Raw genomic sequence first — 24721 nt, 5'->3', positions numbered from 1 at the left:
CCACCCGGCCTTCGGGCCTGGGCCACTCGACCGAGGACCTCGGCCCTCGGCCGCCGTACCGGGGACCTCCGCCCTAGGTCTCCCGCCCCGCCCCGCGGCCGTCACAGGTCCGATCCGCACTGTCGGACCCCGCCGGTACCGTGAGGACATGAGTCAAGGCCCCAGGTCCGGTCTCGCGGCCGTGAGCACCGCGCTGCTGGCCATGAGCAGGCACGGCGAGGTACGCGACGTCCTCAGGACTATCGTGGCCTCCGCCCGCGAGCTCCTCGACGCCCAGTACGCGGCCCTCGGCGTCCCCGACGACCACGGGGGCTTCGCCCAGTTCGTCGTCGACGGCGTCAGCGACGAGCAGTGGAAGGCCATCGGCCCGCTGCCCCGCCAGCACGGCATCCTGGCTGCCATGCTGCGCGAGGCCCGCCCCGAGCGCCTCGCCGACGTCCGCAAGGACCCGCGCTTCGAGGGCTGGCCCTCCGCCCACCCCGACATGTCCGACTTCCTGGGCCTGCCCATCCGCGACGGCGACGAGGTCATCGGCGCCCTGTTCCTGGCCAACAAGAACTGCCCGAAGCCCGACGGCGGCTGCGGCTTCACAAAGGACGACGAGGAGCTGCTCTCGATCCTCGCCCAGCACGCCGCGATCGCCCTGACCAACGCCCGCCTGTACGAACGCAGCCGCGAACTGACCATCGCCGAGGAGCGCTCCCGGCTGGCCCACGAGCTGCACGACGCGGTCAGCCAGAAGCTGTTCTCCCTGCGGCTGACGGCCCAGGCCGCCGCGGCCCTCGTCGACCGCGACCCCGCGCGCGCGAAGGGCGAGCTCCACCAGGTCGCCGCACTCGCCGCCGAGGCCGCCGACGAGCTGCGCGCCGCCGTGGTGGAACTGCGCCCCGCCGCCCTCGACGAGGACGGTCTGCTCGCCACCCTGCGCACCCAGATCCAGGTCCTCGACCGCGCCCACTCCGCGCGCGTGACGTTCGCCGGCCACGGTGTCCGCGCCCTGCCCGCGGCCCAGGAGGAGGCGCTGCTGAGGGTCGCCCAGGAGGCCCTGCACAACGCCCTTCGCCACTCCGGTGCGAAGCACGTCGACGTGACCCTCAGCAAGCGCGGCCCGGACACGGTCCTGCGCGTCACCGACGACGGCGGCGGCTTCGACCCGAAGACGGTCCGCCGGGCGGGCCGCCATCTCGGACTGGTGTCCATGCGCGACCGCGCGAGCGGGGTCGGCGGCACGCTCACGGTGGTATCGGCGCCCGGCGAGGGCACCACGATCGAGATGGAGGCTCCCGGTGGCTGACGCAATCAAGGTGCTCCTCGTCGACGACCACCAGGTCGTCCGCCGGGGCCTGCGCACCTTCCTGGAGGTGCAGGACGACATAGAGGTCGTCGGTGAGGCCGCCGACGGCGCGGACGGAGTAGCCCTCGCCGAGGAGCTGCGACCCGACGTCGTCCTGATGGACGTCAAGATGCCCGGGATGGACGGCGTCGAGGCCCTGCGCAAGCTCCGCGATCTGGACAACCCCGCGCGTGTGCTGATCGTCACCAGCTTCACCGAACGGCGCACGGTGGTCCCGGCCCTGCGCGCGGGCGCCGCCGGCTACGTCTACAAGGACGTGGACCCCGAGGCCCTGGCCGGCGCCATCCGCTCGGTGCACGCCGGCCACATCCTGCTCCAGCCGGAGGTGGCCGACGCTCTCCTCTCCCAGGAGGAGAGCGGCTCGGGCCAGGGGAGGGGTGGATCGCTCACCGAACGCGAACGCGAGGTGCTCGGCCTGATCGCGGACGGCCGCTCCAACCGGGAGATCGCCCGCGCACTGGTCCTCTCCGAGAAGACCGTCAAGACGCACGTCTCCAACATCTTGATGAAGCTCGACCTCGCGGACCGCACCCAGGCGGCGCTGTGGGCCGTACGCCACGGAGCGGCCGGCTGACGCCCCGGGAAGGCGATACGGAGGGTTAACTTCCGATCCGAGATTCATACCGTCGTGGGAATGTCCCCCGGACGGCGCATCCCCGTGTGGATCTCCGCCGTTCTCCCGTGCGTGCCGCGGCGACTGCCGTGGCGATCACCAGGAGGCTCAGAAGTGAAGAACCTGAAGAAGGCAGCGGCCGTGACGATGGTGGCCGGCGGGCTGATGGCCGCCGGCGCCGGCATGGCCTCCGCCGCTGACGGCGCCACCGCCCTCGGCGCGGCCACGGGCTCGCCGGGCGTCGTCTCGGGCAACCTCGTCCAGGCCCCGGTGCAGGTCCCGGTCAACGTCGTCGGCGACAGCGTCAACGTCGTCGGCGTACTCAACCCGGCCTTCGGCAACCTGGGCCTCAACCACTGAGACCCCTGCCCACCCCGCGGTGACCTCCGGCCACCCCTGGCGCCCACCGGGGAAGACCGGTCTGTTTGTCGCTCGAATCATCCGAACGAGGTGTCTTCCCGGCCCGCCCCGCACCGTCCCGGGAGCTGCCGCGTTGGGCAGCGCACGACCCGCGGCCGGGTCGGACACGCAACCAGGAGGAACGCTTTCCATGAACATCGCCAAGAAGGCCGCCGTGGCCCTCACCGTCGCCGGTATCGCCGCGGGAGCCTCGGCCGGTGCCGCCGTCGCCGACGCGGGTGCCGAGGGCGCGGCCGTGAAGTCGCCGGGCGTCATCTCGGGCAACCTCGTCCAGGTGCCGGTGCACGTCCCGATCAACCTCTGCGGCAACACGATCAACGTGATCGGCGCCCTGAACCCGGCGTTCGGCAACACCTGCTTCAACGACTGAGTTCGCAGCCACACCCGCGCAGGGCCCACCCGTCAACGACGACGGGTGGGCCCTCCGCGCAGGCACAGCCCCCGTACATCCTGCACCCCGGTCGGTGAAATCAGCCCGTCCGGCGTTTGAGGACGAGGCCCGTTCAGGGCCGAAGGGGGCGGGGCACGGTCCCCGTACATCCTGCACCCCGGTCGGTGAAATCAGCCCGTCCGGCGTTTGAGGACGAGGCCCCTTCAGGGCCGAAGGGGGGCATGGGGGCACAGCCCCCGGACGCCCACACCAAGGAGCGGCAACCGGTCAAAGACGCCCCTCACCGCACCCCCCGCTCCCGCTCCTCCACAACGGAGTTGTACGCGGCGACCAGAGCCCGCCGAGACGTCCGCTCCACCGGCCGCAACGCCTCCGCCCGCGCCGCCATCTCACCGGAGGTGACCGCGCCCCCCGGCCCCCTCTCATACGCCAGAGACACCAGCAGCCCCACCCGCTGCGCCAGCTCCAGCACCCGCACCGCCCGCGGCGGATACCCCGGCGCCAGCACTTCTCGCCCACGCTCGGCCCGCGCCCGGTACGCGTCGATCGCCGCCTCCGCGACCGGCCCCGACCCGGCCACGTCCAGCCGCGACAGCACCGCCGCGGCGTCCCGCAACGCCTCCGCCAGCTCCCGCTCCGCCTCACCCAACGACGGCACGTCGGCCGGCGGCGCCTCCCGCACCGGCAGGCAGTGCCACACCACCTCGACATGTACATCACCCTCGGGCCCGGCCTCGTACACCTCGGGCACCAGCCCGTACCCGGCCCCGTGACCGACCACCGCCTCCTCCGCCTCCAGCGCCCGCGCGTTGAACTCCGGCGGCCCGCTCAGCCCCAGCGGATGGCCCGGCACGGGCAGTGCCACCCGCAGCCCGGTGACCCCAAGCGTCCGCAGCCGGCCCAGGGCCAGCGTGAGCCCGACCGGCGCCGTCTCGCCGGGCAGCCCCTCCACCCGATGCACGGCGTCCTCCCCGACGACGGCGAGGACGGCGTCGTCCGGCGAGACGAATCCGGCCAACAGGGCATTTCCCCAAGCGGCAAGGCGACCAGAGCGCGGTTCCGAAAGCATCCCCCCACCCTAAGGACCGGACCGATGGAACGGGCCGCCCGACCGGTGGCGTAGATTTTCCCGGAGGGGCCGCGCCCACCCATGCGCGGCGGTCCGAGCCACAGGCGCCCGCGACAGACGACCGGCCACACTGCAAGGGGAGACAACGCGCTCATGAGCGATGTTCTGGAGCTTCAGGACGTATCCGTGGTCCGTGAGGGCCGGGCTCTGGTGGACCAGGTGTCCTGGTCGGTCAAGGAGGGCGAGCGCTGGGTCATCCTCGGCCCCAACGGAGCCGGCAAGACGACCCTCCTGAACATCGCCTCCACCTACCTCTTCCCGAGCTCCGGCGACGTTTCCGTCCTCGGTGAACCCCTCGGCAGGCCCGGCACCGACGTATTCGAACTGCGCCCGCGCGTCGGCATGGCGGGCATCGCCCTCGCCGACAAGCTCCCCAAGCGGCAGACCGTCCTGCAGACGGTCCTGACCGCCGCCTACGGCATGACGGCCGGCTGGCAGGAGGAGTACGAGGACGTCGACGAGCAGCGCGCCCGCGCCTTCCTCGACCGCCTCGGCATGAGCGACTACCTCGACCGGAAGTTCGGCACCCTCTCCGAAGGCGAGCGCAAGCGCACCCTCATCGCCCGCGCCCTGATGACCGACCCCGAACTGCTGCTCCTCGACGAGCCGGCCGCCGGCCTCGACCTCGGCGGGCGCGAGGACCTCGTCCGCCGCCTCGGCCGCCTCGCCCGCGACCCCGTCGCCCCCTCGATGATCATGGTCACGCACCACGTCGAGGAGATCGCCCCCGGCTTCACCCACGTCCTCATGATCCGCCAGGGCAAGGTCCTCGCCGCGGGCCCGGTCGAGCTCGAGCTCACCTCCCGCAACCTCTCCCTCTGCTTCGGCCTCCCGCTCGTCGTGGAACAGGTCGGCGACCGCTGGACCGCGCAGGGCCTTCCGCTGTCCTGACCGCCCCCTTCGCGCCCTGTCCCCGGCGGGACCTACGGCCCTACCATGACCGTGTGAACGACATCGACGCGTGGGTGTGGTGGCTCGTCGGCGCGGCAGCCCTGGGCATTCCGCTGGTGGTGACCGCGATGCCCGAGTTCGGCATGCTCGCGGTCGGCGCCGTGGCCGCCGCGATCGCCGCGGGCCTCGGTTTCGGCGCCGTGGCACAGGTACTCGTCTTCATCGTCGTCTCCGTCGCCCTGATCGCCGTCGTACGGCCCATCGCGATGCGGCACGACCGACAACGTCCCCAACTCGCCACCGGCGTCGACGCCCTGAAGGGCAAGCAGGCCGTCGTGCTGGAACGCGTCGACGGCTCGGGCGGCCGCATCAAACTCGCCGGAGAGATCTGGTCGGCCCGCGCGCTGGACACCGAGCGCGCCTACGACGTGGGGCAGGAGGTCGACGTCGTGGAGATCGAGGGAGCCACCGCGATCGTCATCTGACCTTGCACAACTCCCGTACGACGTAAGTGAACCGAACACCTCGCGGGCCGCACGACGGTCTGTCAGACTCGACCAGCAAGATCTTCAACAGGCATAAGATCTTCCGAAAGCGCCGAGGCGGAGAAAGGTACGGGGAGCCGCGATGGAACCGGTCATCATCGTCCTGGTCATTCTGGTGGTGTTGGTCTTCATCGCCCTGATCAAGACGATCCAAGTCATCCCACAGGCCAGCGCCGCAATCGTGGAGCGCTTCGGCCGCTACACGCGCACGCTCAACGCGGGCCTCAACATCGTCGTCCCGTTCATCGACACCATCCGCAACCGCATCGACCTGCGCGAACAGGTGGTCCCGTTCCCGCCGCAGCCGGTGATCACCCAGGACAACCTGGTCGTGAACATCGACACCGTCATCTATTACCAGGTGACCGACGCCCGGGCAGCGACGTACGAAGTCGCCAGCTATATCCAGGCGATCGAGCAGCTCACCGTCACCACGCTCCGCAACATCATCGGCGGCATGGACCTCGAGCGGACCCTGACCTCCCGCGAGGAGATCAACGCGGCCCTTCGCGGCGTCCTCGACGAGGCGACCGGCAAGTGGGGCATCCGCGTCAACCGCGTGGAACTCAAGGCCATCGAGCCCCCGACCTCCATCCAGGACTCGATGGAGAAGCAGATGCGCGCCGACCGTGACAAGCGCGCCGCGATCCTCACCGCCGAGGGCACCCGCCAGGCGGCCATCCTCACCGCCGAGGGTGAGAAGCAGTCCCAGATCCTGCGCGCCGAAGGCGAGGCCAAGGCCGCCGCCCTGCGCGCCGAGGGCGAAGCACAGGCCGTGCGCACAGTCTTCGAGGCGATCCACGCCGGCGACCCGGACCAGAAGCTGCTCTCGTACCAGTACCTCCAGATGCTCCCGAAGATCGCCGAAGGCGACGCCAACAAGCTGTGGATCGTGCCCAGCGAGATCGGCGACGCCCTGAAGGGACTGTCCGGCGCCATGGGCAACTTCGGCCCGTTCGGGGGCGGTTCGGGCGGCAACAACTCCGGCAACAACGGCGGCGGCAACGAACGCCGCGAGAAGCCGTCCCTGGACTGACCTGACCGCAGACATGACCGGGGCCCGCCTTCCGACAGAAGGCGGGCCCCGATCACGTATGGAGACGGACTATGCGGCGTCCAGCGTCAGCCACTCCGGCAGCGCGGCCAGGTCGTCCTGCCCCAGCGCCAACAGCATGGCGTCCGCCGGAGTCGGCTCGAACGGCTGCCGCAGCAACGGCATCTGCGCCTGCTCCGGAGTCCGGTCCGCCTTGCGGTGGTTGTCCTCCGCGCACGAGGCGACCGTGTTCAGCCACCCGTCCTGGCCACCCTGCGCCCGCGGCACCACGTGGTCCACGGTCGTCGCCCGACGACCGCAGTACGCGCACCGGTGGCGGTCCCTGATCAGCACACCGCGCCTCGACCACGGCGCTTGTCTTCGGAACGGCACCCGTACGTACCTGCACAGTCTGATCACCCGGGGCACCGGGATGTCGACCTCGGCGCCGCGCATCCGCAGCTCGGGGTGGGCCTGCTCGACGACGGCCTTGTCCTGAAGCACCAGAACGACGGCCCGGTTCAACGTCACCGTCGACAGCGGCTCGAAGCTCGCGTTCAGTACCAGCGTGTCCCGCATACCAGCCCACCTCCTGTGTGCACCGGCCCACCCCTTGGCAGGCTGGGACCAACTCTGGCCGGGCACGCCGAGATGGACAACGCAATATCTGCTGCTCCACGGGAGGTGACCCCCGCGACCCCCGGCAACAAAAATGCCCGCCCCTGATCACTTCCAAGACCAGGGGCGGGCAAACGTTCCATGAACGATGAGCTGAATCATCCCTCCGTGGGATCTTCGTACTCACCGATCAGCTGGGCACGGGCAAGCGTGTGGAACCGCAGGTTGAAGCCCACGACGGCCGGGGAGACCTCCGCGTCCGGACCGAGCTTCTCCTGGTCCACCGCGTACACCGTGAAGACGTACCGGTGCGGTCCGTCCCCTGGGGGCGGGGCGGCACCGCCGAAGTCCTTGCCGCCGTAGTCGTTGCGCACCTGCACCGCACTCTCCGGCAGCCCTTCGAACGTGCCGCTGCCCGCACCCGCCGGCAGCTCGGTCACCGAGGCCGGGATGTCGAACACGACCCAGTGCCAGAACCCGCTGCCCGTCGGGGCGTCGGGGTCGAAGCAGGTCACGGCGAAGCTCTTGGTCCCGGACGGGAAACCCTCCCACCGCAGATGCGGCGAGGTGTTGCCCTTCGCGTGGACCTGGTCGGCCTTGAGCGTGGCCCCTTCCCCGACGTCCTCACTCGTCACCGTGAACGACGGCACGGGAGGATGGAAGTCATGGGGGAGCGGCCGCCTCTTGAGCTCGGTCACCTCGGTACCTCCTGAACGGTTCTGGCGTATGCGGTTCTGAGCCTAGAACCAGTTGCGCCTGCTGCCGACCTCGGACAGCCACTGGTTGAGGTACGCCGCCCAGTCCGTCCCGTGGTGGTCCTGCAGACCCACCTGGAACGAACGGAAGGTGTCACTGCTCTCGCTGAACAGCCCGGGCTTCTTGTCCATCTCCAGGACGACGTCCATCGTGTGCTCGTCGGCCACGAAGCTCAGCTCGACCTGGTTCAGCCCCCGGTACTGCGACGGCGGGAAGAACTCGATCTCCTGGTAGAACGGCAGCTTCTGCCGCGTGCCCCGGATGTGCCCGCGCTCCATGTCCGCGTTCTTGAACCGGAAGCCCAGCTGTACGAAGGCGTCCAGGATGGCCTTCTGCGCCGGGAGCGGGTGCACGTTGACCGGGTCCAGGTCACCGGAGTCCACGGCCCGCGCGATCGCCAGCTCGGTCGTCACACCGATGTTCATCCCGCGCAGCGCCTGCCCGTCGATCATCGTGATCGGCGTCTCCCACGGGATCTCCAGCCCGAACGGCACCGCGTGCACCGCGCCGGCCTGGAGCTCGAACGCGCCGCCGAGCTGCTGCTTGGTGAACTCGATGTCCTGCTTGTACTCCTGGTCCCCGCTCTCGACCTCGACCTTGGCCTGCAGCCCGACGGACAGCCCCTCGATCTGCTGGTTGACGGACCCGCCCTGGATCCGCACCTCGCCCTGGACCACACCGCCCGGAACGACGTTGACCTCGGTCAGCACGGTCTCGACCGAAGCCCCGCCGGCCCCCAGACTCGCGAGCAGCTTCTTGAACGCCATGACTCTCCCTCTGGTACGACCTTCTTCGAACGGGATCCCTCGATCCCTACAAACGCGATCCGGACGAGGCCGGTTCCGCGTTCCTCACCCTGGCAAGCAGAGTGACCGCTGACCACCCCGACGCACCCACCGGTCTGCACTACGCTCGGAGGGCATGATCGCGACCCCCGACCGTACGCCCCTGCCCAGGACCTTCTTCGACCGCCCTGTCCTGGAGGCGGCGCCCGATCTCCTCGGCCGGCTCCTGGTCCGCACGACCCCCGACGACCCGATCACCCTGCGCCGCACAGAGATCGAGGCCTACGACGCCCCCGGCTCCCACACCTATCGCGGCCCCTCTACTTCACCTACGGCATTCGGCATGTCAAGGCAGTCGGTATGAACGTCGACCTCCTCTCCCATCCCGCTGAAGAGGTCGCACCCAAGCTGCTCGGGAGCGTCCTCACCCGCGAGACCCCCGAGGGAACCGTGAGCATCGCCATCACGGAGACCGAGGCGTACTCCGGTACGGCCGACCCGGCTTCGCATGCCTACCGAGGCCGGACACCCCGTAACGCCGTCATGTTCGGACCCGCAGGACACCTGTATGTCTACCGGTCCCACGGTCTCCACTGGTGTGCCAACATCGTCACCGGGACGGACGGCATCGCCTCGGCCGTCCTCATTCGGGCAGGCAGGGTCATCGAAGGGGAAGACCTGGCACGCAAGCGGCGAGGGGCGAAGGTCGAGAGCCCACGCCTTGCACGGGGTCCGGGGAACTTCTGCCAGGCGCTCGGCATCACGGCAGAGCACAACGGCACAGACCTGCTGGCGGGCACCTCGGTCGTACTGTCCGAAGGCGAGCCGGCACCCGCCGCACTCATCCGGGTCGGCCCTCGGGTAGGCGTGAGCAGAGCCCACGACTGGCAGCACCGCTTCTACCTCGCCGGTGATCCAACAGTCTCGGCGTACCGACTGAGCCCACGAGCCAAACCGCCCACCGGAGCCTGAGTCCGAGCCGCTAGTTCCTCGAAGACGTGAGCGGGTTCTCTCCGAGCACGGTCAACGCCCTGATTCGTGGCCTTCGGAGCTGCGTGTCTGGCCGGGGTGAGTATCACCGGGGCCCTGCTGGACCGCTTTCCGCAGGCTGCGCTGACCGGTGCCGTAGCCACGCAGGCGGCGGGCATGCTGGGCCGGTACGCGACGGGCACCGATCCGGTGGCGGCGGTGGTGTTCCTGGTGCTGATGGGCGTGCGTTGCGCACCGGGCCGCACGGATATCGCACTCGCGGCGAACTCCGGTGCTTACAACGCCGGTATCGCAGGAGGCGCCGCGCTCGGGGGACTGATCCTGCCGCTGGCCGACGTGCGGGGTACCTTCCTCGCTGGTGGACTGCTGACCGTCGGGGGCTGCACGGTGCTGCTCGCTGGGCGGCTGCTGCGTCACGGACCGGAGTCCGCCGAGTAGAGCCGCGCCAGCGGGCGGTGGGTAACCTTTTTCGGCATGGCTGAGCGGTATGCCCCGTATTCGGCGAACTCCTTCAGGTACGCCTGAAGGGATCACTCCGATCTGAACGTTCGGGAGGCAGGACGAGGAGGGCGGCCGGTTCATCAGCTCGGCCGGCGGCAATGGGGGAGACGACCGGCTGGCGAACCGCCTGCTCTGTCAGAACGCACTGCATGAACCTCGTGGGTCCGTAGGGCAGGGCGAGTGCCGTCCTGCTCCGTGCCGGGGAGATCGTCGAGGGTGCCGAAGGGCGCATAAACATCGACTTTCGGCCCGAAATGACATGGAACTGGCCAAAGGCCCTGCCGCCTGGCCACTGCCCTGGGCATGGACCGAGCACTCGACGGGACGGACACCTGCGCCGCCCGGGACACCCCGTACGGATCCTGGCCGGCGCATCCATCCCCTCCGACCAGGTACGCAACGGTCCGCACACCGGATTCTCCGGCGACGGAGCCGTACACGCCCGGCGCCGCCGGGCAGCTGACGACCCGACGGTGAGCCCGAATCGGGCCCATGCCCCCAAGTGTCGCGCGAGTTGACTCGCTGTTGGCCGGAGCGTAACGTGGCCCGAGCCGCTTGAACCGGGTACGGCGATCGCCTGCAGCCGGAAGCGGCCAACCCACTACCTACAACATCCCTCGGCGGGAGCGCATTCGGCATGCCTGCATGTCTGAATTCGAACCCTGCGGAACTCGATTATGAGTTGCGGAGGGAATCGGCTAGCGTAGTGAATGTCGAAAGGCCGCAGGGCGAAATCCCAAAGCCTTGACGCATATCCCACCGACAGGGAATCGGATCGGAAACGGTCTGATAGAGTCGGAAACGCAAGACCGAAGGGAAACTGCCCGGAGGAAAGCCCGAGAGGGTGAGTACGAAGGAAGCGTCCGTTCCTTGAGAACTCAACAGCGTGCCAAAAATCAACGCCAGATATGTTGATACCCCGTCCCCGGCAGTGATAGCCGAGGATGAGGTTCCTTTGAAACAAACACAGCGAGGACGTTGTGAACGCCGGGCTTATTCCGCTCGACGTTCCGCTCTCGTGTGTGCGATCCCGATCACGGGAAAACATTCACGGAGAGTTTGATCCTGGCTCAGGACGAACGCTGGCGGCGTGCTTAACACATGCAAGTCGAACGATGAACCACTTCGGTGGGGATTAGTGGCGAACGGGTGAGTAACACGTGGGCAATCTGCCCTTCACTCTGGGACAAGCCCTGGAAACGGGGTCTAATACCGGATACCACTTCCACTCGCATGGGTGGGGGTTGAAAGCTCCGGCGGTGAAGGATGAGCCCGCGGCCTATCAGCTTGTTGGTGAGGTAACGGCTCACCAAGGCGACGACGGGTAGCCGGCCTGAGAGGGCGACCGGCCACACTGGGACTGAGACACGGCCCAGACTCCTACGGGAGGCAGCAGTGGGGAATATTGCACAATGGGCGAAAGCCTGATGCAGCGACGCCGCGTGAGGGATGACGGCCTTCGGGTTGTAAACCTCTTTCAGCAGGGAAGAAGCGAAAGTGACGGTACCTGCAGAAGAAGCGCCGGCTAACTACGTGCCAGCAGCCGCGGTAATACGTAGGGCGCAAGCGTTGTCCGGAATTATTGGGCGTAAAGAGCTCGTAGGCGGTCTGTCGCGTCGGATGTGAAAGCCCGGGGCTTAACCCCGGGTCTGCATTCGATACGGGCAGACTAGAGTGTGGTAGGGGAGATCGGAATTCCTGGTGTAGCGGTGAAATGCGCAGATATCAGGAGGAACACCGGTGGCGAAGGCGGATCTCTGGGCCATTACTGACGCTGAGGAGCGAAAGCGTGGGGAGCGAACAGGATTAGATACCCTGGTAGTCCACGCCGTAAACGGTGGGAACTAGGTGTTGGCGACATTCCACGTCGTCGGTGCCGCAGCTAACGCATTAAGTTCCCCGCCTGGGGAGTACGGCCGCAAGGCTAAAACTCAAAGGAATTGACGGGGGCCCGCACAAGCAGCGGAGCATGTGGCTTAATTCGACGCAACGCGAAGAACCTTACCAAGGCTTGACATACACCGGAAACGGCCAGAGATGGTCGCCCCCTTGTGGTCGGTGTACAGGTGGTGCATGGCTGTCGTCAGCTCGTGTCGTGAGATGTTGGGTTAAGTCCCGCAACGAGCGCAACCCTTGTTCTGTGTTGCCAGCATGCCCTTCGGGGTGATGGGGACTCACAGGAGACTGCCGGGGTCAACTCGGAGGAAGGTGGGGACGACGTCAAGTCATCATGCCCCTTATGTCTTGGGCTGCACACGTGCTACAATGGCCGGTACAAAGAGCTGCGAAACCGTGAGGTGGAGCGAATCTCAAAAAGCCGGTCTCAGTTCGGATTGGGGTCTGCAACTCGACCCCATGAAGTCGGAGTTGCTAGTAATCGCAGATCAGCATTGCTGCGGTGAATACGTTCCCGGGCCTTGTACACACCGCCCGTCACGTCACGAAAGTCGGTAACACCCGAAGCCGGTGGCCCAACCCCTTGTGGGAGGGAGCTGTCGAAGGTGGGACTGGCGATTGGGACGAAGTCGTAACAAGGTAGCCGTACCGGAAGGTGCGGCTGGATCACCTCCTTTCTAAGGAGCACTTCTCACCGATCCCTTAGGGGTGAGGTCAGAGGCCAGTTCATCGGCGAACGTCCGATGCTGGTTGCTCATGGGTGGAACGTTGATTATTCGGCATTCTCAGTCATCTCGGGCTGTAAGTACTGCTCTTCGGAGCGTGGAAAGCTGATCACGAGTGGCGGGGGTGCCGGGCACGCTGTTGGGTGTCTGAGGGTATGGCCGTCAAGGTCGTCCTTCTGATGCCGGCCCCAGTGAACTCCAGCTCAGGTTGGGGGTGATGGGTGGCTGGTCGTTGTTTGAGAACTGCACAGTGGACGCGAGCATCTGTGGCCAAGTTTTTAAGGGCGCACGGTGGATGCCTTGGCACCAGGAACCGATGAAGGACGTGGGAGGCCACGATAGTCCCCGGGGAGCCGTCAACCAGGCTTTGATCCGGGGGTTTCCGAATGGGGAAACCCGGCAGTCGTCATGGGCTGTCACCCATACCTGAACACATAGGGTATGTGGAGGGAACGCGGGGAAGTGAAACATCTCAGTACCCGCAGGAAGAGAAAACAACCGTGATTCCGGGAGTAGTGGCGAGCGAAACCGGATGAGGCCAAACCGTATGCGTGTGAGACCCGGCAGGGGTTGCGCATACGGGGTTGTGGGATCTCTCTTTCACAGTCTGCCGGCTGTGAGGCGAGTCAGAAACCGTTGATGTAGGCGAAGGACATGCGAAAGGTCCGGCGTAGAGGGTAAGACCCCCGTAGTCGAAACATCAACGGCTCGTTTGAGAGACACCCAAGTAGCACGGGGCACGAGAAATCCCGTGTGAATCTGGCGGGACCACCCGCTAAGCCTAAATATTCCCTGGTGACCGATAGCGGATAGTACCGTGAGGGAATGGTGAAAAGTACCGCGGGAGCGGAGTGAAATAGTACCTGAAACCGTGTGCCTACAAGCCGTGGGAGCGTCGGACGTCAAGCTTGCTTGGCGTCTCGTGACTGCGTGCCTTTTGAAGAATGAGCCTGCGAGTTTGCGGTGTGTTGCGAGGTTAACCCGAGTGGGGTAGCCGTAGCGAAAGCGAGTCCGAACAGGGCGTTTCAGTAGCACGCTCAAGACCCGAAGCGGAGTGATCTAGCCATGGGCAGGTTGAAGCGGAGGTAAGACTTCGTGGAGGACCGAACCCACCAGGGTTGAAAACCTGGGGGATGACCTGTGGTTAGGGGTGAAAGGCCAATCAAACTCCGTGATAGCTGGTTCTCCCCGAAATGCATTTAGGTGCAGCGTCGTGTGTTTCTTGCCGGAGGTAGAGCACTGGATAGGCGATGGGCCCTACCGGGTTACTGACCTTAGCCAAACTCCGAATGCCGGTAAGTGAGAGCGCGGCAGTGAGACTGTGGGGGATAAGCTCCATGGTCGAGAGGGAAACAGCCCAGAGCATCGACTAAGGCCCCTAAGCGTACGCTAAGTGGGAAAGGATGTGGAGTCGCAGAGACAACCAGGAGGTTGGCTTAGAAGCAGCCACCCTTGAAAGAGTGCGTAATAGCTCACTGGTCTAGTGATTCCGCGCCGACAATGTAGCGGGGCTCAAGCGTACCGCCGAAGTCGTGTCATTGCAGCATGAGGGCCAACGCCCGCTGTGATGGGTAGGGGAGCGTCGTGTGCCGGGTGAAGCAGCACCGGAAGGTAGTTGTGGACGGTTCACGAGTGAGAATGCAGGCATGAGTAGCGATACACACGTGAGAAACGTGTGCGCCGATTGACTAAGGGTTCCTGGGTCAAGCTGATCTGCCCAGGGTAAGTCGGGACCTAAGGCGAGGCCGACAGGCGTAGTCGATGGATAACCGGTTGATATTCCGGTACCCGCTGTGAAGCGTCAAACATCGAACCAGGCGATGCTAAGTCCGTGAAGCCGTTCCGGACCCTTCGGGGAATGGAAAGTGGTGGAGCCGACGGACCAGACTTGTAGTAGGTGAGTGATGGGGTGACGCAGGAAGGTAGTCCATCCCGGGCGGTGGTTGTCCCGGGGTAAGGGTGTAGGACGGTGTGTAGGCAAATCCGCACACCATATAGTCTGAGACCTGATGCCGAGCCGATTGTGGCGAAGTGGATGATCCTATGCTGTCGAGAAAAGCCTCTAGCGAGTTTCATGGCGGCCCGTACCCTAAACCGACTCAGGTGGTCAGGTAGAGAATACCGAGGCGTTCGGGTGAACTATGGTTAAGGAACTCGGCAAAATGCCCCCGTAACTTCGGGAGAAGGGGGGCCACGCTTGGTGAGAGGACTTGCTCCTCGAGCTGGGGGTGGCCGCAGAGACCAGCGAGAAGCGACTGTTTACTAAAAACACAGGTCCGTGCGAAGCCGTAAGGCGATGTATACGGACTGACGCCTGCCCGGTGCTGGAACGTTAAGGGGACCGGTTAGTCACTCTTCGGGGTGGCGAAGCTGAGAACTTAAGCGCCAGTAAACGGCGGTGGTAACTATAACCATCCTAAGGTAGCGAAATTCCTTGTCGGGTAAGTTCCGACCTGCACGAATGGCGTAACGACTTCTCGACTGTCTCAACCATAGGCCCGGTGAAATTGCACTACGAGTAAAGATGCTCGTTTCGCGCAGCAGGACGGAAAGACCCCGGGACCTTTACTACAGTTTGATATTGGTGTTCGGTTCGGCTTGTGTAGGATAGCTGGGAGACTGTGAAGCTCGGACGCCAGTTCGGGTGGAGTCGTCGTTGAAATACCAGTCTGGTCGTGCTGGATGTCTAACCTGGGTCCGTGATCCGGATCAGGGACAGTGTCTGATGGGTAGTTTAACTGGGGCGGTTGCCTCCTAAAGAGTAACGGAGGCGCCCAAAGGTTCCCTCAGCCTGGTTGGCAATCAGGTGTTGAGTGTAAGTGCACAAGGGAGCTTGACTGTGAGACCGACGGGTCGAGCAGGGACGAAAGTCGGGACTAGTGATCCGGCGGTGGCTTGTGGAAGCGCCGTCGCTCAACGGATAAAAGGTACCCCGGGGATAACAGGCTGATCTTCCCCAAGAGTCCATATCGACGGGATGGTTTGGCACCTCGATGTCGGCTCGTCGCATCCTGGGGCTGGAGTCGGTCCCAAGGGTTGGGCTGTTCGCCCATTAAAGCGGTACGCGAGCTGGGTTTAGAACGTCGTGAGACAGTTCGGTCCCTATCCGCTGCGCGCGCAGGAATATTGAGAAGGGCTGTCCCTAGTACGAGAGGACCGGGACGGACGAACCTCTGGTGTGCCAGTTGTTCTGCCAAGGGCATGGCTGGTTGGCTACGTTCGGGAGGGATAACCGCTGAAAGCATCTAAGCGGGAAGCCTGCTTCGAGATGAGTATTCCCACCCACTTGATGGGGTAAGGCTCCCAGTAGACGACTGGGTTGATAGGCCGGATGTGGAAGCCCAGTAATGGGTGAAGCTGACTGGTACTAATAGGCCGAGGGCTTGTCCTCAGTTGCTCGCGTCCACTGTGTTAGTTCTGAGGCAACGACTGTTGCCGGTAAGAGCTTGAAACAAGTGAAAAGTGTGCTTGTTCGCTCGAAACCATTAGGGTTTCGGTGGTCATAGCGTGAGGGAAACGCCCGGTTACATTCCGAACCCGGAAGCTAAGCCTTACAGCGCCGATGGTACTGCAGGGGGGACCCTGTGGGAGAGTAGGACACCGCCGAACAATCTTTGGAAGGACCCCTGGTCCCAGCGTTCAGCTGGGACCAGGGGTCCTTTTGTTTTTACAATGTTTGCGGTACCGAAGACAGGAGTCACCGATGTCCACCAACTCTCCCGACGACCGACCGGAGCGCGACCAGCGGCGACGGGACAGTGGGGACCGCGGCGACCGCGGAGCCAACCGTGGTGAGCGTGGCGGTTTCCGCCGCGACAACGACCGCCGCGACAACGACCGTGGGAGTTACGGCCGGCGTGACGACCGGAGCTCCGCCGGCCGCGATGAGCGCGGTGAGCGCGGTGGTTTCCGCCGGGACGACGACCGACGTGACGATCGCCGTGGTGACAACCGCGGTGGTTTCGGACGGCGGGACGACCGTCGGGACGACCGCAGGGACGACCGACGCGAAGGCGAGCGCGGTCCGCGGCGGGACGACCGTGGGGACCGTCCGGCGTTCCGTCGGGACGACCGTGGCGGTGACCGGCCCGCCCCGCGTCGGGACGACGACCGAGGTGGCCGCGGCGGCGGCTTCGGCCGTCGCGACGACCGTCGGGACAACCCCCGCGAGGGCGATCGTGACCGTGGCGGTTTCCGCCGCGACAACGAGCGGCGTGATGACAACCGTGGTGGCTTCCGCCGCGACGACAACCGCGGCGGCGGATTCGGCGGCCGTCGGGACGACAGCAGTGGTGGCTTCCGTCGTGATGACAACCGCGGTGGTTTCGGACGTCGGGACGACCGCAGGGACGACCGACGCGAAGGCGAGCGCGGTCCGCGGCGTGACGACCGTGGGGACCGTCCGGCGTTCCGTCGGGACGACCGTGGCGGTGACCGGCCCGCGTTCCGTCGGGACGACCGTGGGGACCGGCCCGCGCCGCGTCGGGACGAGCGTGGCGGTGACCGGCCCGCGTTCCGTCGGGACGACCGTGGGGATCGGCCCGCGCCGCGTCGGGACGAGCGTGGCGGTGACCGGCCCGCGTTCCGTCGGGACGACCGTGGGGACCGGCCCGCGCCGCGTCGGGACGACCGTGGCGGTGACCGGCCGACGTTCCGCCGTGACGACCGGCGTGACGATCGTGGCGACCGCCCGGCCTTCCGGCGGGACGATCGCGGTGATCGGCGGGATGACCGGCGTGACGATCGTGGCGACCGTCCCGCGTTCCGACGGGACGACCGGCGGGACGACCGTGGGGGTTTCGGTCGGCGGGATGACCGTGGTGGGGAGCGCGGTGGGTTCCGTGGGCGGGACGACCGGGGTGGTCCCCGTCGGGACGACCGCGGTGGGCGGCCTGGTGGCGGCTTCCGCGGCCGGGACGATCGGCAGGGCGGCGGAAGCCGATTCCGTGACGACCGGGACCGGGACCGGGAGCCGATCAAGCGGCTGCCGATTCCGGAGGACGTCACCGGCGAGGAGATCGACAAGGACGTACGGCAGGAGCTGCTGAGCCTGCCCAAGACGCTTGCCGAAGACGTCGCGAAGAACCTGGTGATGGTCGCGCGGCTGATCGACGAGGACCCCGAGCGGGCCTACGCGTACTCCAAGATCGCCTTGCGGCTGGCGTCGCGGGTCGCTGCCGTTCGGGAGGCGGGCGGCTTCGCCGCGTACGCCAATCAGAAGTACAGCGAGGCGCTCGCCGAGTTCCGGGCGGCGCGGCGGATGACCGGCAGCGCCGAGCTGTGGCCCGTCATGGCGGACTGCGAGCGTGGGCTCGGGCGGCCGGAGAAGGCGCTGGACATGGCCGGCGCACCCGAGGTGAACAAGCTCGACAAGGCCGGACAGGTGGAGATGCGGCTCGTGGCGGCCGGCGCCCGGCGTGACATGGGGCAGCTGGACGCGGCCATCGTGACGCTGCAGAGTCCCGAGCTGGCCTCCGGCGCCGTCCAGCCGTGGACCGCGCGGCTGCGGTACGCGTATGCCGACGCGCTGCTCGCCGCCGGGCGTGAGGGCGAGGCGCGCGAGTGGTTCGCCAAGGCCGTGGAAGCGGACCGGGACGGCAGCACCGATGCCTCCGACCGACTTGCCGAGCTGGACGGGGTGGACTTCGTCGACGCTCTCGACGAGAGCGAGAGCGAGAGCGAGAGCGAGAGCGAGAACGAGAGCGAGAACGAGGGCGAGGACGACGCGGCGGACGCGGCCGGGGAGAAGGGCGACCGCGGCGACGACCGTGACGAGGACTGACGTGCACGCGCGTCCGTGACGGCGACGAGGGGCGGGATCCGGGTCACCGGGTTCCGCCCCTTCGCGCGTTCAGGGCACGTCTCCTCAGACGTCGAGAGCGCGTAGGACCAGGCCCGAGGCCGGCTTGGGGCCGAAAGACGTGGACTTGCGGGGCATCATGACGCCCTGCCGGGCCAGATCGCGGACGACCTCCTCGCGGACGGGGTGGAGCAGGACCGCCGTGCCGCCGTCGCGTCGCGCCTTGCGCACGGTGGCGGCGGTGTCGTGGATGTAGGCGATGCGGGCCGGGTCGTCCTCGGGGACGTGCCACACGTGCGCGAGAAGCGTGGCGTGCAGGACCGTCGCGTCGAGTTTGCGCCAGGCCTCGGGGCGGTCGCCCGGGACCGTGCGGTCGAGGAGGGCGCGGTCCGGGCGGTCGACGAGGTGGAAGGCGTCGTCGCCGCCGGTCAGCAGGAAGGCGTTGCCGGCGGCGGTCGCGTCCGCGAGGGCGTCCAGGGCGTCGGGGAGGGGGACGGCCAGGCGGCGTACGCGGAACCGGCCCTCGAGCGCGGACAGGGCGTCGGCGAGCGGCAGGCCGTGCAGGAGACGGTGGATGGCGCGGACGCGCAACGGGTAGCGCGCGGTGTCGACCAGAAGGACCAGACCCTGGTCCCAGGGGCCGGGTGACGAGTGTTCCGCGCGGAGTCGCAGGTAGGTGGCCCAGCGGTGGTGGCCGTCGGCGATGAGGGCCTGGCGGTGGGCGAGGTCCGCCTGGACGCGGGCCGTCTCCGCGGGGTCGGTGATCGCCCAGAGGCGGTGGCAATAGCCGTCGTCCGTGGTGGTGGACAGCAGCGGGGGACCGGCGGCCGCGCGGTCGACCGCCTCCGTCGCGGCGCCACCGCCCCGGTAGGTGAGCAGGAGCGGCTCGAGGTTCGCGTGCGTGGCGCGCATCAGCGCCGCGCGGTCCGCGACGACGTGAGGCATGACGTCCTCATGGGGGAGGACGGTGCCCTCCGACGGGTCCGAGAGACGCAGGTTTCCGATGAGGCCCCGCTGGAGCATGCCGTCGGCGTGCCGCTGTTCGTAGACGTACAGGGCGGGCTCGGGGTCCGCAGCCAGGACGCCCTCCGCCAGCCAGCGCCGAAGGGTGTCCGCGGCCTGTCCGTTGCGGACGTCGGGGGTGGTGGCCTGGGGGAGGATCAGCCGGACGATGTTGTACGGGTCCGCGTCCTGGAGGTGGTGCAGGCCGTCGGGGCGGACCACGACGTCGTACGGCGGGGAGGTGACGGCGGCGAGACTGCCGACCCGGTCGGGGTCGTAGCGCAGGCCTCGGAACGGGGTGAGTTCCAGGCCTCGGGGCGCCGTCGCTTCCGAGTGACCTGCTGAGTTCATCCCGGCATCGTACGTCTGTCGTTGTCTGTCAGTGGCATGCGGGATGATCGGGGGAAAGCGGAGCGAACGAGGAGCGATGCGGAATGAGCCGAAGCGTCAGGACGAGGCCCGAGGCCAGTGGGCAGGCCCTGAGCGAGGCGTACGACACGGCGCTGCTCGATCTCGACGGGGTGGTGTACGCGGGCGGGAACGCGATCGTGCACGCGGTCGAGTCGTTGGCCACCGCGCGCGCGGGGGGCATGCGGCTCGCGTATGTCACCAACAACGCGCTGCGCACGCCCGAAGCGGTGGCCGGACATCTCACGGAGCTGGGGATACCGACGGGCGCGGAGGACGTCATCACCTCGGCGCAGGCGGTGGCGCGGCTGATCAGTGAACAAGTGCCGGCGGGGGCGCGGGTGCTGGTGATCGGCGGGGAGGGGCTGCGGGTCGCGCTGCGGGAACGCGGGCTCGTGCCGGTGGAGTCGGCGGACGACGATCCGGCGGCCGTGGTGCAGGGGTTCGGCGGGCCCGAGCTGGCGTGGGGGCGGTTCGCGGAGGCTTCGTACGCGGTCGCGCGCGGGGTGCCGTGGTTCGCGTCCAACACGGATCTGACGATTCCCAGCGGGCGGGGGATCGCGCCGGGCAACGGTGCGGCGGTCGAGGTCGTGCGGATCGCGACCGGCGCCGAGCCGCAGGTGGCCGGGAAGCCGTTGCCCCCGATGCACCGGGAGACGATCCTGCGGACGGGCGCCGAGCGGCCGTTGGTCGTCGGGGACCGGCTCGACACGGACATCGAGGGGGCGTTCAACGGCGAGGTCGACTCGTTGCTCGTCCTCACCGGCGTCACCGACGGCGCGCAGCTGCTCGCGGCGCCGCCGCAGCACCGGCCGACGTATGTCGACGCCGACCTGCGCGGGATGCTCACCGGGCAGCCGGAGGTCACCGCGGACGGCGAGGGCTTTTGCTGCGGCGGCTGGACGGCGAGGGTCGGCGTCGAGAGGCTGGAGCTGTCGGGAGAGGGCGAAAGCCTGGACGGACTGCGGGCGTTGTGCGCGGCGGCCTGGGCTGCTGCGGGCGACGGGGTGTGCGCGCTGGACGCGGGGAAGGCGCTGGCGCGGCTGGGGTTGTGACACCGGCCTCCGACCGGGAGGAGAGGCTAGGCTAACCTAACCGGGTGTTGGTCGACAGTGTTCCCGAACTGCGCGCGGAGACCGCCGCCGCGCCGCCGAGCCGACGGGCGGCGTTGCGCGCCGTGGGGCTCCTCGCCGCTCTCGTGCTTCTCCTGCTGGTGGCGGTGGCGAGCATCGCCGTCGGCGCCAAGGAGTTGTCCGTCGCGCAGGTCTGGCACGGGCTGTTCGCGGATTCGGGGACGTACGCGGACGTCGTCGTGGACGAACGGCTGTCGCGGACCGTGCTGGGGCTGCTCGTGGGGGCCGCGCTCGGTCTGTCCGGGGCCGTGCTGCAGGCGCTGACGCGCAATCCGCTGGCCGACCCCGGGCTGCTCGGCATCAACGCGGGCGCGTCGGCGGCCGTCGTCACCGGAATCACCTTCTTCGGCGTCACGAGCCTGAACGGCTATGTGTGGTTCGCGTTCTTCGGCGCGGCGGCGGTCGGTGCGCTGGTCTGGTTCCTCGGCGGCAGCCGGGGGGCCACGCCGGTGCGGCTCGCGCTCGCCGGGACCGCGATCAGCGCCGCTCTCTACGGCTACCTCCAGGCCGTGATGATCATGGACGACGCGGCGCTCGCCCGGATGCGTTTCTGGACGGTGGGCTCGCTGTCCTCGGCGACCGAGGGGACCGTCCGGCAGGTGCTGCCCTTCCTGGTGGTGGGCACGCTGCTCGCGTTCGTGCTCGCCCGGCCGCTGAACGCCGTGGCCATGGGCGACGACACGGCGAGGGCGCTCGGCGCCGACCTCACCCGCACCCGGGCGCTGTCGATGCTCGCCGCGACCGTGCTGAGCGGCGCCGCGACCGCAGCCTGCGGGCCGATCGTGTTCGTCGGTCTGATGGTCCCGCACGTCGTCCGCTCGTTCACGGGCCCCGACCTGCGCTGGATCATGCCGTACGCGGCCGTTCTGTCGCCGGTGCTGCTGCTCGGCTCGGACGTCGTCGGCCGGGTCGTGGCCCGCCCGTCGGAGGTCCAGGTCGGCATCGTCACCGCGATCATCGGCGGCCCGGTCTTCATCTTTCTCGTACGACGGCGGAGGACGGCCCAGCTGTGAGGACCGCGCAGAAGACAGCGCCGCAGACGACTCGGCAGACGACGCCGCAGATCTCTCACGGCCCCCGTGCGCTGCGCGGACCGGGCGGGTTGTCCGTCCGGCTGGACGTGCGGGCGCTCACCGTCGTCGTGCTGCTGGTGGTGGCCGCGCTCGCCGCGAGCGTGGTGCTGATCGGCACCGGGGACTTCCCCATCTCGTCGGGTGACGTCGTCCGGACGCTGTTCGGCGGTGGCGACGCCGGGCAGCAGTTCGTCGTCAACGAACTGCGGTTGCCGCGGGTCCTCGTGGGGCTGCTCGTCGGCGCCTCGCTCGGGCTCGGCGGAGCGCTGTTCCAGGCCGTCTCGCGTAATCCGCTGGGCAGCCCGGATGTGCTGGGTCTCGGGCAGGGGGCGACGGCCGGCGCGCTGGTGATGATCGTGCTGTTCTCCGGGAGTGCCACCCAGGTGACCGTCGGCGCGCTGGCCGGCGGCCTGGTGACCGGGGCCCTCATCTATCTGCTGGCGTGGCGGCGGGGGGTGCACGGGTACCGGCTGGTGCTCGTCGGCATCGGTGTCTCGGCCGTGGCGACGGCGGTCAACGGCTATCTGATGACGAAGGCCGACTTCGTCGACGCGGCGCGCGCCCTCGTGTGGATGACCGGGACCCTCGACGGCCGTGACTGGAAGCAGGTGTGGCCGCTGCTCACGCTGACCTGCGTGCTCGTGCCGCTCGTGCTCGCTCACGCGCGCGGGCTGCGGATGACGGAGATGGGCGACGACGTGTCCCACGCGCTGGGGGTGCGGGTGGAGCGGGTGCGGCTGGTGGTGATGGTCGCGGCCGTGCTGCTGACCGCGTCCGCCACCGCGGCCGCGGGCCCCGTCAGCTTCGTGGCGCTCACCGCCCCGCAGCTCGCCCGGCGCCTGACGCGCTCGCCCGGGCCGAACCTCGTGCCGTCCCTGTGCATGGGCGCCGCCCTGCTGGTCACCGCCGACCTGGCCGCGCAGCGGCTCTTCGGCGACGGACAGCTGCCAGTGGGCGTGGTCACCGGTGTGCTGGGCGGGGTGTACCTGCTGTGGCTGCTCGTCACCGAGCGCAGGGCGGGCCGGATATGAGCGCCCCGCCGCGGAAGGCCGTGGGCCGAACAACCGAAGGAGCACCGTGAACCGCCTGTCCGCCGAGAACGTGACACTCGCCTACGACCAGCGGGTCATCGCCGAAGAGTTGTCGGTGGAGATCCCGGACCACTCCTTCACGGTGATCGTCGGCCCCAACGCCTGCGGCAAGTCGACGCTGCTGCGGGCGCTGTCGCGGATGCTGAAGCCGCAGCAGGGGCGGGTGCTGCTCGACGGGCAGGTCATCCAGTCGATGCCGGCGAAGAAGGTCGCGCGGACGCTGGGGCTGCTGCCGCAGTCGTCCGTCGCACCCGACGGGATCACCGTCGCCGACCTCGTCGGGCGGGGCCGCTACCCGCACCAGGGGATCCTGCGCCAGTGGTCGGCCGAGGACGAGCGGGTCGTGCGCGAGTCCATGGCGCGGACCGGGGTCGGCGAGCTCGCCGACCGCTATGTCGACGAGCTGTCCGGCGGCCAGCGCCAGCGGGTGTGGATCGCGATGGCCCTCGCCCAGCAGACCCCGCTGCTGCTGCTCGACGAGCCGACCACGTTTCTCGACATCCAGCACCAGATCGACGTCCTCGACCTGTGCGCCGAGCTGCACGAGGAGCACGGGCGCACGCTCGTGGCCGTACTGCACGACCTCAACCACGCGGCCCGGTACGCCACCCATCTGATCGCGCTGAAGGGCGGTGCGGTCGTCGCGCAGGGCACGCCGTCCGACGTCGTCACGGCCGACCTGGTGGCGGAGGTGTTCGGGTTGCGCTGCCAGGTCGTCGACGATCCCGAGACGGGGACGCCGCTGGTGGTGCCGGCAGCCCGGAAGGGGCGTGCGCGGGCCGGGCGGGCGGTCGCCGGGGCCGCGCCGGTCGCTACAGAAGCTTCCTGAGCTGGAACAGGTCGCGCAGGCCCGCCTCGAGCTTGACCCGCCCGGAGCCCCACGCCTTGGCGAAGTTCAGCTCGCCGGCGACCAGCGCGACCAGGTCGTCGCCGGTCATGGTCAGCCGGATCTCGGCCTTCTCGCGAGGGGGGCCTTGCAGGGTGTCGTGGACCGTGATCCGGCCGCCCGTCATCCGGCCGACGAACGTGACGTCCAGGTCGGTGATGCGGCAGCTCACCGAACGGTCCAGGGCCGCGGCGGTCCGGACGTCCCCTTCGGCGCGGCTCATGTTGTCCGAGAGCTTCTCGAGTGCGGCGCGGCACTCCTCGATCGTGGCCATGGCGACCGACGGTACCTCAGGCGTTCGGGGTAGCGTCTGGGCATGAGCGACACAGCGCCGCAGACGGAGACGGAGACGGGGACGGGGACGGGGACGCAGGAGGGGACGCGGACGGGGGCTCAGCCGCAGGCACAGGCCGTGGCCGAGGAGCGGGAGCCCGAGCCGGAGCACGACCCGGCCGCCCCCGCCCCGCTGGGCGTGCCGCGCACCCCCACCGGCCACGCGGAGGCGGACGCGCACCTGGAACGGCTGGCCGACGCCGACCACCTCGCCACCGACGGACACCTCGAGGTGTACGAGGATGTACACCGGGGGCTGCGCGACGCGCTCACCGCGCTCGACGCCCGCCCGGGGCCCCAGGGTCCCGTCGGCCGTCCGACCGCCACCCCTGGATGAGACCCTCCGGT

At 68.2% G+C, this 24721-nt stretch carries 21 protein-coding genes, 3 rRNA genes and 3 pseudogenes; 21 read left to right on the top strand and 6 right to left on the bottom strand.

Annotated features, from left to right (window positions below; translation table 11 throughout):
• Positions 1-148 precede the first annotated feature (148 nt).
• The 4 genes from QA802_RS10475 (at position 149) to QA802_RS10460 (ending at position 2757) form a co-directional block, all read left to right on the top strand.
• Positions 149-1294 carry a GAF domain-containing sensor histidine kinase gene (locus QA802_RS10475; protein WP_334520377.1) on the top strand — a complete coding sequence of 382 codons (1146 nt, stop codon included), beginning with the start codon at positions 149-151 and terminating at the stop codon, positions 1292-1294.
• A complete protein-coding gene (locus QA802_RS10470) occupies positions 1287-1928 on the top strand; it encodes a response regulator (protein ID WP_334520374.1) in 642 nt (213 codons plus the stop codon). The genes QA802_RS10475 and QA802_RS10470 overlap by 8 nt, the downstream gene beginning before the upstream one ends.
• 153 nt (positions 1929-2081) lie before the next feature.
• On the top strand, positions 2082-2327 hold the full coding sequence (locus tag QA802_RS10465) for a chaplin (protein WP_334520371.1): 246 nt from the start codon (positions 2082-2084) through the stop codon (positions 2325-2327).
• 190 nt (positions 2328-2517) lie between these two features.
• On the top strand, positions 2518-2757 hold the full coding sequence (locus tag QA802_RS10460) for a chaplin (RefSeq protein WP_057582302.1): 240 nt from the start codon (positions 2518-2520) through the stop codon (positions 2755-2757).
• 301 nt (positions 2758-3058) lie between these two features.
• Here QA802_RS10460 and QA802_RS10455 read toward each other — a convergent pair whose 3' ends face one another.
• The gene (locus QA802_RS10455) at positions 3059-3847 is read right to left on the bottom strand and encodes an Rv1486c family protein (protein WP_334520368.1); all 789 of its coding nucleotides are present in this window, start codon (positions 3845-3847) and stop codon (positions 3059-3061) included.
• 153 nt (positions 3848-4000) lie between these two features.
• On the opposite strand from QA802_RS10455, the gene QA802_RS10450 reads away from it, so the two are divergent.
• From QA802_RS10450 to QA802_RS10440, 3 genes are all read left to right on the top strand, one after another.
• Positions 4001-4798, top strand: coding sequence for an ABC transporter ATP-binding protein (locus tag QA802_RS10450; RefSeq protein ID WP_334520365.1), 798 nt, complete (start codon positions 4001-4003; stop codon positions 4796-4798).
• A gap of 53 nt (positions 4799-4851) precedes the next feature.
• Entirely contained in the window at positions 4852-5283 is a 432-nt protein-coding gene (locus QA802_RS10445; protein ID WP_319170060.1) for an NfeD family protein, read from the top strand.
• A gap of 142 nt (positions 5284-5425) precedes the next feature.
• The gene (locus QA802_RS10440; RefSeq protein WP_334520362.1) at positions 5426-6379 is read left to right on the top strand and encodes an SPFH domain-containing protein; all 954 of its coding nucleotides are present in this window, start codon (positions 5426-5428) and stop codon (positions 6377-6379) included.
• A gap of 69 nt (positions 6380-6448) precedes the next feature.
• On the opposite strand, the gene QA802_RS10435 is transcribed toward QA802_RS10440, so the two are convergent.
• From QA802_RS10435 to QA802_RS10425, 3 genes are all read right to left on the bottom strand, one after another.
• Complete coding sequence (locus QA802_RS10435; RefSeq protein WP_334520360.1) at positions 6449-6955, bottom strand: HNH endonuclease; 507 nt, start codon at positions 6953-6955, stop codon at positions 6449-6451.
• A gap of 197 nt (positions 6956-7152) precedes the next feature.
• Positions 7153-7692, bottom strand: coding sequence for a YbhB/YbcL family Raf kinase inhibitor-like protein (locus tag QA802_RS10430; RefSeq protein ID WP_334520357.1), 540 nt, complete (start codon positions 7690-7692; stop codon positions 7153-7155).
• Between the two features lie 42 nt (positions 7693-7734).
• Positions 7735-8517: a sporulation protein gene (locus tag QA802_RS10425; protein WP_319170064.1), complete on the bottom strand. Its 783-nt coding sequence runs from the start codon at positions 8515-8517 to the stop codon at positions 7735-7737.
• Between the two features lie 154 nt (positions 8518-8671).
• Here QA802_RS10425 and QA802_RS10420 point away from each other — a divergent pair.
• From QA802_RS10420 to QA802_RS10380, 9 genes and pseudogenes are all read left to right on the top strand, one after another.
• Positions 8672-8851 (top strand): annotated as a pseudogene (locus tag QA802_RS10420) (DNA-3-methyladenine glycosylase); the annotation flags it as partial.
• 44 nt (positions 8852-8895) lie between these two features.
• Positions 8896-9507 (top strand): DNA-3-methyladenine glycosylase, encoded by a 612-nt coding sequence (locus tag QA802_RS10415; RefSeq protein WP_334520350.1) that lies wholly within the window; start codon positions 8896-8898, stop codon positions 9505-9507.
• A 96-nt stretch (positions 9508-9603) separates the two neighbouring features.
• A complete protein-coding gene (locus QA802_RS10410) occupies positions 9604-9963 on the top strand; it encodes a hypothetical protein (RefSeq protein WP_443042086.1) in 360 nt (119 codons plus the stop codon).
• 209 nt (positions 9964-10172) lie between these two features.
• Positions 10173-10544: pseudogene (locus QA802_RS10405) on the top strand (DNA-3-methyladenine glycosylase); the annotation flags it as partial.
• 529 nt (positions 10545-11073) lie between these two features.
• Positions 11074-12599, top strand: a 16S ribosomal RNA gene (locus QA802_RS10400).
• A 316-nt stretch (positions 12600-12915) separates the two neighbouring features.
• Positions 12916-16038, top strand: a 23S ribosomal RNA gene (locus QA802_RS10395).
• A 101-nt stretch (positions 16039-16139) separates the two neighbouring features.
• Positions 16140-16256, top strand: a 5S ribosomal RNA gene (gene rrf / locus QA802_RS10390).
• Together the 16S, 23S and 5S rRNA genes form the textbook arrangement of a ribosomal RNA operon.
• A gap of 721 nt (positions 16257-16977) precedes the next feature.
• Positions 16978-17616, top strand: a pseudogene (locus QA802_RS41500) (hypothetical protein); the annotation flags it as partial.
• A gap of 15 nt (positions 17617-17631) precedes the next feature.
• Positions 17632-18429 carry a hypothetical protein gene (locus QA802_RS10380; protein ID WP_334534470.1) on the top strand — a complete coding sequence of 266 codons (798 nt, stop codon included), beginning with the start codon at positions 17632-17634 and terminating at the stop codon, positions 18427-18429.
• 84 nt (positions 18430-18513) lie between these two features.
• Here QA802_RS10380 and QA802_RS10375 read toward each other — a convergent pair whose 3' ends face one another.
• Positions 18514-19800, bottom strand: a complete 1287-nt coding sequence (locus QA802_RS10375; RefSeq protein WP_334520347.1) for a DUF1015 family protein — start codon at positions 19798-19800, stop codon at positions 18514-18516.
• A gap of 83 nt (positions 19801-19883) precedes the next feature.
• On the opposite strand from QA802_RS10375, the gene QA802_RS10370 reads away from it, so the two are divergent.
• The 4 genes from QA802_RS10370 to QA802_RS10355 are packed head-to-tail and all read left to right on the top strand — an operon-like array spanning position 19884 to position 23983.
• Positions 19884-20912, top strand: a complete 1029-nt coding sequence (locus QA802_RS10370; RefSeq protein ID WP_334520344.1) for an HAD hydrolase-like protein — start codon at positions 19884-19886, stop codon at positions 20910-20912.
• A 44-nt stretch (positions 20913-20956) separates the two neighbouring features.
• Positions 20957-22003 carry a FecCD family ABC transporter permease gene (locus tag QA802_RS10365; RefSeq protein ID WP_334520341.1) on the top strand — a complete coding sequence of 349 codons (1047 nt, stop codon included), beginning with the start codon at positions 20957-20959 and terminating at the stop codon, positions 22001-22003.
• Between the two features lie 50 nt (positions 22004-22053).
• On the top strand, positions 22054-23094 hold the full coding sequence (locus tag QA802_RS10360) for a FecCD family ABC transporter permease (protein WP_334534467.1): 1041 nt from the start codon (positions 22054-22056) through the stop codon (positions 23092-23094).
• Positions 23095-23140: 46 nt separating this feature from the next.
• The gene (locus QA802_RS10355; protein WP_334520338.1) at positions 23141-23983 is read left to right on the top strand and encodes an ABC transporter ATP-binding protein; all 843 of its coding nucleotides are present in this window, start codon (positions 23141-23143) and stop codon (positions 23981-23983) included.
• Here QA802_RS10355 and QA802_RS10350 read toward each other — a convergent pair.
• Positions 23967-24314, bottom strand: a complete 348-nt coding sequence (locus tag QA802_RS10350) for an SCP2 sterol-binding domain-containing protein (protein WP_319166375.1) — start codon at positions 24312-24314, stop codon at positions 23967-23969. The two genes, QA802_RS10355 and QA802_RS10350, sit on opposite strands and share 17 nt — an antisense overlap.
• A gap of 42 nt (positions 24315-24356) precedes the next feature.
• On the opposite strand from QA802_RS10350, the gene QA802_RS10345 reads away from it, so the two are divergent.
• Positions 24357-24710, top strand: coding sequence for a hypothetical protein (locus QA802_RS10345; protein WP_334520334.1), 354 nt, complete (start codon positions 24357-24359; stop codon positions 24708-24710).
• Positions 24711-24721: the final 11 nt, after the last annotated feature.

Origin of the sequence: Streptomyces sp. B21-105 (genome assembly GCF_036898465.1) — a bacterium.
In the GTDB taxonomy this organism is placed as follows: Bacteria; Actinomycetota; Actinomycetes; order Streptomycetales; family Streptomycetaceae; genus Streptomyces.
The sequence above is the reverse complement of the archived record's forward strand: the minus strand, read 5'-3'. Positions and strand labels throughout refer to the sequence as shown.